Origin of the sequence: Corallococcus sp. AB030, assembly GCF_003668965.1 — a bacterium.
Lineage (GTDB): Bacteria > Myxococcota > Myxococcia > Myxococcales > Myxococcaceae > Corallococcus > Corallococcus exiguus.
The window spans coordinates 1-432 of the sequence record NZ_RAWQ01000505.1 but is presented as its reverse complement, the minus strand read 5'-3'; the positions used below and the strand labels follow the sequence as shown (position 1 = coordinate 432).

Genomic DNA, 432 nt, shown 5'->3' with positions numbered 1-432 from the left:
GTTCAAAGTGTCCATCGATATGAGGGCGTCCAAGTTCTGCGCTTTCTTGCACATGCCCAAGTATTTTTGGTCGATCTTTCCGTTGTCGTGCAGGTGTTGCGCGACCTTCACCAGCTTGTTTGAAAGCTTGTCGTTCGCATGAACGGTCGCGAGTTTTGCCTGGGTGACGCAACTGTCGATGGCGAGCTCTAGCAAAACCCGGAAGAGCACCGATATGGCGTTCGGATGAGCGCGGCGCGCGTCTGCCCGATTTCCTCAAGCTTCAGGATTGCCTGAATTTCCTCGGAACGCTTGGTGGGCTCGACAAGGATGAAGCGCAGGATTTCGCGGCGAGAGAGCGTGATCTCGGGATGGTCGGCGATTTGATCGAGCGCCGCCTTTACATCCGCATCCGCAGGGACGATCTTCGGTTTTCTTGGTGTAGAAATTTTG

Annotated in this window: 2 protein-coding genes; both read right to left on the bottom strand. The window is 54.6% G+C overall.

All coding sequences use genetic code 11. From position 1 onward, the window contains the following. The coding region (locus D7Y15_RS46290; protein WP_233605341.1) for a hypothetical protein at nucleotides 1–210 on the bottom strand (210 nt) is incomplete at its 3' end. After that, nucleotides 189–432: hypothetical protein (locus tag D7Y15_RS43820; RefSeq protein WP_199746083.1), on the bottom strand; the 244-nt coding region annotated here is incomplete at its 5' end. The genes D7Y15_RS43820 and D7Y15_RS46290, both read right to left, overlap by 22 nt.